The 7,526-nt window shown below is 66.3% G+C and carries 6 protein-coding genes; 4 read left to right on the top strand and 2 right to left on the bottom strand.

Going from position 1 to position 7,526, the window contains the following annotated elements; all coding sequences use genetic code 11:
- On the bottom strand, positions 1-828 hold an 828-nt coding region (locus JOE57_RS18415; RefSeq protein WP_204920094.1), incomplete at its 3' end, for a LacI family DNA-binding transcriptional regulator.
- Between the two features lie 236 nt (positions 829-1,064).
- Here JOE57_RS18415 and JOE57_RS18410 point away from each other — a divergent pair.
- From JOE57_RS18410 to JOE57_RS18395, 4 genes are all read left to right on the top strand, one after another.
- The gene (locus JOE57_RS18410) at positions 1,065-2,300 is read left to right on the top strand and encodes a sugar ABC transporter substrate-binding protein (RefSeq protein WP_204920093.1); all 1,236 of its coding nucleotides are present in this window, start codon (positions 1,065-1,067) and stop codon (positions 2,298-2,300) included.
- Positions 2,301-2,326: 26 nt separating this feature from the next.
- A complete protein-coding gene (locus JOE57_RS18405; RefSeq protein ID WP_204920092.1) occupies positions 2,327-3,292 on the top strand; it encodes a carbohydrate ABC transporter permease in 966 nt (321 codons plus the stop codon).
- An 8-nt stretch (positions 3,293-3,300) separates the two neighbouring features.
- Positions 3,301-4,119 (top strand): carbohydrate ABC transporter permease, encoded by an 819-nt coding sequence (locus tag JOE57_RS18400; protein WP_204920091.1) that lies wholly within the window; start codon positions 3,301-3,303, stop codon positions 4,117-4,119.
- A gap of 71 nt (positions 4,120-4,190) precedes the next feature.
- Entirely contained in the window at positions 4,191-5,201 is a 1,011-nt protein-coding gene (locus JOE57_RS18395) for an aldo/keto reductase family protein (RefSeq protein ID WP_204920090.1), read from the top strand.
- A gap of 50 nt (positions 5,202-5,251) precedes the next feature.
- Here JOE57_RS18395 and bglX read toward each other — a convergent pair whose 3' ends face one another.
- Positions 5,252-7,483 (bottom strand): beta-glucosidase BglX, encoded by a 2,232-nt coding sequence (gene bglX / locus JOE57_RS18390; RefSeq protein WP_204920089.1) that lies wholly within the window; start codon positions 7,481-7,483, stop codon positions 5,252-5,254.
- Between the last annotated feature and the right edge of the window lie 43 nt (positions 7,484-7,526).

Below are 7,526 nucleotides of genomic sequence, written 5' to 3'. Positions count from 1 at the left end.
GATCGACATCACCGATATGTCGGAGGGCACCGGCCGGCGGAGCCGGTCCAGCTCAGCGACCAGACCGGCCGCGGCGGCCTCGTCGACGATGATCACTGCGGTCGCGTCCGGGACCCTGGCCACCAGCTCGCTGGCAGCGTCGCGGCCCGAGCGCACCGTCTGACGGCAGTGCAGGACCGTCGGCTCGATTCCGCGTTGAGCCGCCAGGTCACGATAGGCCGCCTCGGACCGGACGTACGGTCCATAGTCGGCGAAGCTGACCTCGTCCTCGCTGCCGTTGATCAGCACGATGCGTTGGTGCCCGAGTTCCGCCAGGTGGTCCATGGCCATCCTCAACGACAAGTCGAAGTCGATGTCCACATAGTGCAGCCCGGTCACGTCACGGGTACGTCCGATCAGCGCGAACGGGATGTCCAGCCCGCGCAGGGCGCTGACCCGGGGATCGTCGAGCTGCACCTCCATCAGGAGCACCCCGTCGACGAGTTTCTGGCCGACCAGGGCTGTGAGCTCGCTGCCGTCGTTGCTGACCGGCCACACCACCAGGTGGTAGTCGGCATACCTGGCCGCCCGCGCGGCGCTGGTGATGAACTCCATCACGGATCCCCCCAGCCGGTGCTCGAGGGCCGGATACACCAGGGCGATGATCTGGGTACGTCGACTGGCCAGGGCCCGGGCGACGACGTTGCGGCGGAACCCTAACTCGGCCATCGCCCGTTCGATCCGCAGCCGGGTCTCGGGTGCCACCCTCTTGGAGTCGTTCACGACGTAGGACACGGTGGCGATCGAGACCCCGGCAGCCTGCGCCACCTCACGCATCGTCGTGGCCATCGCCGCACCTCCGTCCGGACAGCCCGCTAGCTTCTGGCGTTGAGCAATCCGACCGGCCAGGTCACGAGCGAGTAAGCGCGTCAGCAACCTCTTGACAAACGGACGGCCGCCCCCGAGGCTCTGACGTAAGCGCAGTTAAGCGCTTAACCGTCCTTCTCGTCAACCTCCCGACCAACACGTTCCACGGTCGAGGGCGTTGGCGACATCCCGGTCGAGGCAGCGAAGGAGCTGTACTGATGATCAAGAAGCGACTGGTGGCTATCGCAGCACTGGCAACGATGGCCCCCCTGACCCTGGCCGCGTGTGGCGGCGGCGGAACGAGCGGCGGCGGGGGCGGGGGCGGTTCCTCCGCCAAGGTCGACTCACTGACCGTGCTCGACTACTACACGGACGACCCGGGCAAGACTCAGATCCAGGACATGCTGGAGAAGTGTGGCACCTCGATCGGGGTGGCCAAGATCAACCGCCAACCCGTGCCCGGTCCGACGCTGATCCAGAAGGTGCTGCAGCAGGCATCGTCCAAGACGCTGCCCGATGTGCTGATGCTGGACAATCCGGACATCCAGCAGATCGCCGAAACCGGCGCGCTGGCCGCACTCGATGACTACGGGATCAAGGCCGACGGATATGCAGAGGGCCCGGTCTCGGCGGCCACTTTCGAGGGCAAGCTCTACGGCCTGCAGCCCGCCGCGAACACCATCGCGATCTTCTACCGCAAGGATGTCCTGGCGAAGGCCGGCGTCAAGCCGCCGAAGACCTGGGCCGAGCTTCGCACGGCCGCGAAGAAGCTGACCGTGGGTAAGCAGTACGGCTTCGCGTTCAACGCCACCGCCGACTATGAGGGCGCCTGGCAGTTCCTGCCACCGATGTGGACCAACGGCGGCGACGAGACCGACCTCAAGAGTCCGCAGGTGGCCGAGGCCCTCCAGCTCTGGAAAGACCTGGTGGACGACGGCTCGGCCTCCAAGAGCGTCGTCAACTGGAAGCAGTCCGACGTGAACGACCAGTTCATCGCGGGCAAGGCGGCCATGATGCTCAACGGTCCGTGGCAGATCCCCAGCCTGCAGAAGGCCAAGGTCAACTTCGGTGTGGTGTCGTTCCCGATCAACAAGCCCGACCAGACATCGGTCGCACCGCTGGGCGGCGAGGCGTGGACGGTGCCGGTGACCGGCGACGACGCGAAGATGAAGAAGGCGGCCGAGCTGGTGAAGTGCATGAACTCCGACGAGAACCAGATGTTGCGGGCCAAGCAGGGCGGCCTGGTCCCGACCAAGCTCGCGCTGGCGACGCAATTCAAGAAGGAGGTGCCTGCGATGGCCGGCTTCGTCGACGCGGTGGAGCACGCGCGCGCCCGAACCGGCAAGCTCGGTTCGAAATGGCCGGACACTGCCAAGATCATCTACACCGGAATGCAGCTCGTGCTGACCGGGCAGGCGAAACCGGCCGACGCGATGGCAAAGGCCGGCGGCTAGCCGCTCACGACGGAAGGAGTCCGCGCATGTCGGACGCGGAGACGCTAGCGACCGCATCCCAGACGAGCTCTCCGATCACCGACACCGGCCCCAGCCGCCGGCGGGGCGGTCGGCGCCGCGAGGAGTTCCTGAAGGTTCTCTTCGTGGTGCCGGCGGCCCTGGCGATCGTGGCGCTGTTCGGTTATCCCGTGGTGAAGAACGTGGTGATGAGCTTTCAGGACTACACCCTGAAGACGTTCTTCACCGGTAAGGCGCCCTTCGTGGGCCTCACCAATTATGTCGCCGTGGTCACCAACGACGTCTTCTCCAAGGCAGTCATCAACACTGCTCTGTTCACCATCGGGTCGATCATCGGCCAGTTCGTGATCGGCATGCTGCTGGCCCTCTTCTTCCACAAGAGCTTCCCGCTGAACGGCGTGCTGCGCGCACTGTTCCTGCTGCCGTGGCTGATCCCGCTGATCGTAGGCAGCGCCGCCTGGCGGGCGATCCTCGAGCAGGACAGCGGGATCCTCAACGTCACGCTGGAGAACCTGGGCGTCATCGACAACCCGGTCCCCTGGCTGACGTCGCCCCGTATCGCGCTGCTCGCGGTGATCCTGGTGAACATCTGGCTGGGTATCCCGTTCAACCTGACTCTGCTGTACAGCGGGTTGCAGGACATCCCGGAGGAGCTGTACGAGGCCGGCGCGCTGGACGGGGCCACCGGCTGGAAGGCGTTCTGGCACATCACCTGGCCCAACCTCCGCGCAGTGGTGAGCGTAGTGCTGATGCTCGGAGTGATCTACACCCTGAAGGTGCTGGACATCATCCTCGGTCTGACCCAGGGCGGTCCGGCCAACGCCACCCAGACCATCGCCCTGCAGTCGTATCAGCGTTCCTTCGTGGAATTCAAGTTCGGTCAGGGTGCTGCGCTGAGCAACATTCTGATCGTCATCTCGTTGGCATTCGCGGTGGTCTACCTGCGTGCCAACCGACGCCAGGTCGACGAGTAAGGGAGACGATGAAGTCCACTCGACACGCCCGCAGCGGGATCCGTACCACCATCGCCATCGTCCTGCTGGCCCTGATGCTGTTCCCGGTCTACTGGATGCTGAACACCTCGCTCCAGCCCAGCGGCAACACCCTGTCCGCGAACTTCTTCCCAGCGCATCCGACGCTTGCCGGTTACCAGACCGCGATCCACGACCAAGGCCGCAACCTGGTCACCAGCCTGTTGATCGCGTGCGGGACCGTCGTGCTGACCCTGCTGATCGCTGCACCCTGTGCCTACGCTCTGGCCCAGTTCCGGTTCCGCTGGATCAACTGGGCCCTGTTGGCGATCCTGATCTCCCAGATGATCCCCGGGATCGTCATCGCCAACGCCCTCTACACCGCCTACGAACGCATCGGCCTGCTCAACTCGATCCCGGGGCTGATCATCGCCAACGCCGCCAATGCCATCCCTTTCGGGATCTTGATCATGCGCTCGTTCATGCTCGGCGTTCCACCCTCGATCGTGGAGGCCGCCCGGGTCGATGGCGCCGGCCTGGTCCGTGCCTTCCTGTCCATTGTGGTCCCGATCAGTCTGAACTCCATGATCACTGTTGGATTGTTCGCCTTCCTCTTCGCCTGGAGTGACTTCATCTTCGCCCTCACCTTGACCACGAAGGGGAACGTCGTACCCGTCACTCTGGGCATCTACACCTATCTCGGCGCCCACATCTCCAACTGGAGCGCCGTGATGGCGACAGCCATGCTGGCCTCCATCCCCGCCATCATCCTGCTCGTCATCGCCCAGAAGTACATCGCGGCTGGCGCCACCGGCGGTGCCGTGAAGTAGCCCCGCGGCCCCCGATAGCCACAGGGTGGCCCCGAGAGGTGCCGCCGACGCCGAGACGATAGAAAGGGACCATGGAATTTCGCTACCTCGGCCACTCAGGCCTCAAGATTTCCGAAGTCACCTACGGCAACTGGCTGACCCATGGTTCTCAGCTGGAGAACGACCAGGCCCGGAGCTGCGTGCGCGCAGCGCTGGAAGCCGGGATCACCACGTTCGACACGGCTGACGTCTACGCCAATACCCAGGCGGAGACGGTACTCGGCGAGGCGCTCAAGGACGAGCGACGCGAGTCGCTGGAGATCATGACCAAGGTCTTCGGCCCGATCGGACCAAAGGGTCACAACGATCTTGGACTGTCACGCAAGCACATCATGGAGGCCGCTCACGGCTCACTCAAGCGTCTGCAGACCGACTACATCGACGTTTACCAGGCGCATCGCTACGACTACGAGACGCCGCTCGAGGAGACGATGCAGGCCTTCGCCGACCTGGTCCGAGCCGGCAAGGTGCTCTATGTCGGAGTGAGCGAGTGGACGGTCGACCAGCTTCGGGCAGCGCATGGCCTGGCGCGTGACCTGGGCTTCCAGCTGATCTCCAACCAGCCGGAGTATTCGATGCTGTGGCGTGTCATCGAAGCGGAGGTCGTCCCTGCCTCGCAGGAGCTCGGGATCTCCCAGGTCGTGTGGTCACCGATCGCTCAAGGTGTACTGACGGGCAAATACCAGCCTGGCGAGCAGCCGCCCGAGGGGTCGCGGGCCACCGACGAGAAGGGTGGCGCCAACTCGATCAAGCGCTGGATGGGCGAGGACGTATTGACCAGGGTGCAGCAGCTGAAGCCGGTGGCCGCAGAAGCCGGTCTGTCGATGGCTGCGCTTGCCGTCGCCTGGGTGCTGCAGAACGCCAACGTGGCCACCGCGATCATCGGTGCGTCCCGACCCGAGCAGGTCCACGACAACGTGCAGGCCGCCGGTGTGCGGCTGTCGCCTGAGATCCTCGCGAGGATCGACGAGATCCTCGATCCGGTGATCGAACGCGACCCGGCCCGGACCCTGGAGCGCTCACCCAAGACCCGCGAGGCCTGAACCAGATGGCGGCGACCCACCCGCCGCGCTGTCGACCGAACGTCGCCGGACTACGCGTCGGTGACCTCGAACGTGGTCGACAGCGCGGCGGTGGAGTCGCCGCCGACCCAGACGTCGAAGGTCGACGCGTCGGTCACCCAGCCCCGGACCGCAGCGTTCCAGTACCGCCGCTCATTGGGCCCGAGTGGGAACTCGAGCGTACGTGACTCCCCCGCCGCCAGGGCCACCCGCCGGAAGCCTTTCAGCTCGCGTACCGGACGCACCGCCGAGCCGTGGCGCTGATGCAGATAGAGCTGGACCACCTCATCGGCCTCTCGATCTGCCGAGTTGGTGACCTCCACCGACACCGTGACCGAGCCGTCAGTCGTGCAGGCTGGTTGGTCGACGGCTAGGTTGGCGTAGTCGAAGCGGCCGTAGCTCAAGCCGTGGCCGAACGGGAACAGCGGTGTGCTGGCCTCGTCCCAGTAACGCCGCTGCTGGTTCTCGGGCTCATGCGAACGGGTGTGTGAATACACCATCGGCACCTGCCCCACCGTCCGCGGCCAGCTGAACGGCAACTTGCCCCCAGGCGACACCTCGCCGAACAGCAGGTTGGCCACCGCCGCGCCGCCTTGGCTGCCCGGATACCAGATGTCGAGGATCGCCGGTACGTGCTCGGCGGCCCAGCGCAGGTCCAGCGGGCGCCCGTTCATGATCAGCAGCACCACCGGCGTGCCGGTCGCGACCACGGCCTGCAACAGCTCCAGCTGGCGTCCCGGCAGCTCGAGTGACGACCGTGAGGCCGCCTCACCGATCATGTTCTGCCACTCACCCGCCACCACGACAGCGACATCTGCTCCGCGGGCCAGGTCGACGGCGCGGTCGAACTCCGCCTCGTCGTCGAAGCCCTCCGGGTCTGCTGGCTTGTTTCCCCCGAACATGTCGAACAACGACGGAAACAGGCGTTGCCCGACCCGCACCCCGCGGGCATGATCAACCCGGACCCCCTCGCCCGCCTTGGCGCGGAGGCCCTCCACCACGGTGACCGTCTCGTCCAGGTCGAAGTCGAAGACCCACGGTCCGAGGGTGTCGCGCTTCGAGTCGGCCAGCGGCCCGATGACCGCGATCGAGCCCAGGTCGCCGGCGGTCAGCGGCAACAGGTCCCCCTCGTTGCGGAGGAGCACCGCCGACCGCTCCGCGGCAACCCGGGCCACCTCCCGGTGCGCCGGGTCGGCGAGCACCTCACGGGCGCGGTTCTCGTCCACGTACGGTGCGTCGAAGAGACCCAACCGGATCTTGGCCTCCAGGATGCGCCGGACACTGGCGTCGACGGCCTGCGGGTCGGCGTCGCCGGACTCCAGGGCTTCGGGCAGGTGGGCATAGCCGGGATCCGCGACCGCCATCTCCATGTCCACCCCGGCGTTGACGGCTCGGGCGGCCGCATCGCCCAAGTCGGCTGCGAAGCCGTGGGTCACCAGGCTACGCACGACGTTGGCGTCGCTGACAACGAAGCCCTCGAACCCCCAGGTATCGCGCAGCACGTCGGTGAACAGCCACCGACTGCCGGCCGCCGGGATCCCGTTCAGCGGCATGTAGGCGGTCATCACGTTGCCGGCACCGGCATCGATCGCCGCCTTGAACGGCGGGAAGTAGACGTTCCAGAGCTCAGAGTCGGAAAGGTTCACCTCGTCGTAGTCGCGCCCGCCGAGGGCGGCACCATAACCGGCGAAGTGCTTCGGACCGGCGATCACGCGGTCAGGTTCACCCAGCTCACCGCCCTGGAAGCCCCGCACCTGGGCGACGGCCACGGCGGCGCCGAGATAAGGGTCCTCTCCGGCGCCCTCGATGATCCGGCCCCAGCGCGGGTCGCGGGCGATGTCGACCATGGGCGCGAACGTCCAGTGGATGCCGACCGCACGCGCCTCCCGGGCCGCGACGGCCTGACCACGCTCGATGGTGTCCGGATCCCATGAGGCGGCCATGGCGATCGGCACCGGAAGGATCGTCCGCAGCCCGTGGATGACATCGAAGCCGAACAACGCGGGGATGCCGAGCCGGTTGCCTTCAATGGCGAGCCGCTGGAGGCGATTGACCTCGGCCGGATCGAACACGAAGAGCAGCGAACCGGCGGCGCCCGAGCGCAGGGCCGACTCGACCATCTGCGGCTGCTGGTCGGCGTCGAAGTCCAGACCCGGCTCGGCGCCTTCCGGCAGACGGAAGTAGAAATACTGGGTCAGCTGCCCCGCCTTCTCGGCCGGCGACATCTGACTGATCAGCTGGTCCACCTGCGACTGGATCGTCATCCCATGCTCCTTCTGGCCTCAGCCCTGCGCCGCGCTCGGGTCA

Origin of the sequence: Microlunatus panaciterrae, assembly GCF_016907535.1 — a bacterium.
Taxonomy (GTDB): domain Bacteria; phylum Actinomycetota; class Actinomycetes; order Propionibacteriales; family Propionibacteriaceae; genus Microlunatus; species Microlunatus panaciterrae.
Note: the sequence above shows the minus strand (reverse complement) of the source record. Positions and strands in the feature narration are given on the sequence as shown.

What these genes read in the sequence shown, in the direction of transcription:
- JOE57_RS18410 (WP_204920093.1), top strand. Translation starts at nt 1,065, where the DNA reads ATGATCAAGAAGCGACTGGTGGCTATCGCAGCACTGGCAACGATGGCC.
- JOE57_RS18405 (WP_204920092.1), top strand. Translation starts at nt 2,327, where the DNA reads ATGTCGGACGCGGAGACGCTAGCGACCGCATCCCAGACGAGCTCTCCG.
- JOE57_RS18400 (WP_204920091.1), top strand. Translation starts at nt 3,301, where the DNA reads ATGAAGTCCACTCGACACGCCCGCAGCGGGATCCGTACCACCATCGCC.
- JOE57_RS18395 (WP_204920090.1), top strand. Translation starts at nt 4,191, where the DNA reads ATGGAATTTCGCTACCTCGGCCACTCAGGCCTCAAGATTTCCGAAGTC.
- bglX (WP_204920089.1), bottom strand. Translation starts at nt 7,483, where the DNA reads ATGACGATCCAGTCGCAGGTGGACCAGCTGATCAGTCAGATGTCGCCG.